The organism is Maritimibacter sp. 55A14 (assembly GCF_003122205.1).
GTDB lineage: Bacteria > Pseudomonadota > Alphaproteobacteria > Rhodobacterales > Rhodobacteraceae > QEYE01.
Window position 1 is genome coordinate 1 of the sequence record NZ_QEYE01000059.1, and the last position, 1585, is coordinate 1585.

Consider the following 1585-nt stretch of genomic DNA (forward strand, 5'->3'; position numbering starts at 1 on the left):
TCGACATAGCTGAACAGCGATCCCGCCGCCTCGTCCGTCCCGCGCATCGCCACCTCCTGTCGCAACCGTGACAAAGGTGAATCATGTTCTCAAAACCGCGTCGACCCCGGTGTTTTTCAGCAGCCTGTTAGTGGCCGGTCAGCGGGACAAAGCGGTCGTCGAGTTGCCCGCAAATTTTATCCGATCCTAATTATAATTATGTATAATTGACGTACGTAAACATCCTGCTTCGCTCTCGCCTACTTGATCCGACATACCTGCCACAAACTCTTCGTTTGGAATGCCATGCTTTCTTTCCACGTTGCTCGAGCCCTGAAATCATTCGATCAATTATTGTCTCGGCGGATAGTACTTTGGCTTCAGTCGCTCGAAACTTCCTGATCTAGGCTCACAGAATGGACACGCCGCGCCAAGAACACTCAGATCTCCAAGAGAGTGATCCAGTGTATGCCACTGAAGCACCCGGCGGCCGCCGGTACTGTCTTTATCGCTACGCGGATGTGTCGGCGGCATTCAAGGACAAGCGTTTCGGAGCTGCTCCGGCCCCACCGCACCTTCTTCGCGCCTTGCGCTGTGTCGGGCTTAGCGCCCTCGCGAATGCCGTCGAGTCGGGCTTTCTGGTCTCACTGAATCCTCCCGACCACACACGGTTGCGGAAAGTCATCGAGCCCTTCTTTCTCGTCCGAGCAATCCCGGCATGGAAGCCGCGCGTGGAAACCATCGTCGAAGACCTGCTCGCTCCGATGGGCAAGTCCCAGCAGTTCGATTTCATCGCCGACTTCGCGGCCCCCTTGCCGACACGTGTCATCGCCGAGATGTTCGGCTTCCCTGAGCAAGACGTGGCCCCGCTCAAGCGGTGGTCCGATGAAATGGCGGCACTTGTCGACTCTGACCTCCAGCGTTCCGCATTCCCGCGCCGTTTGGCAGCTTTCCTGAAGTTCCGGCGACGCGTTCTACAACTGGTGAAAGAGCGCAGCCAGCATCCTCGCGACGATTTGCTCTCGGCGCTGGCCAACGCCTACCTAGTTCGCGGCGAATTGACGAAGGACGAAGTCGTCGGCACAGCAGTGTTTGTTCTGACGGCCGGGCATGCGACAACCACGCATCTAATTGGTTCGTGTTTATTGATCTTGCTGAAGAATCCGGGGGTCGCGGCCCGCCTCAGAGAAGACCCTGACCTCATCGATCGGGTGGTTGAGGAGACGTTGCGCTTGGAAAGCACTATTCAGCGGACGGGACGTGTCTTGCTGGAAGACGTGGAAATCCATGGCCTGCGGCTTCCCAAAGGCACCAAAATACGCCTTATGATCGGTGATGCCAATCGTGACCCACTCCGGTTTGAGCATCCCGGCCAGTTCGATATCGCACGCCATGACAAGCGCCACCTGGGATTTGGCAGTGGAATTCACCAATGCATTGGACTGCACCTGGCGCGTCTCGAAGCCAGAATAGCCATAAGTGTCAAACGGCATCCAATATTGACCTCCTATAGGCGTCCAAAAATGACCCCCCTTTGGGCATGGGTAGCTGGCCCGATACGGTGTAGCCATCACACAGCGCAGCCGTATCGGGCCAGCGGGGTGCG

At 57.1% G+C, this 1585-nt stretch carries 1 protein-coding gene; it reads left to right on the forward strand.

What is annotated here, in order from left to right; translation table 11 throughout:
- Positions 1-395 precede the first annotated feature (395 nt).
- A partial coding sequence (locus DDZ14_RS19155; protein ID WP_109426569.1) for a cytochrome P450 occupies positions 396-1585 on the forward strand: 1190 nt, incomplete at its 3' end.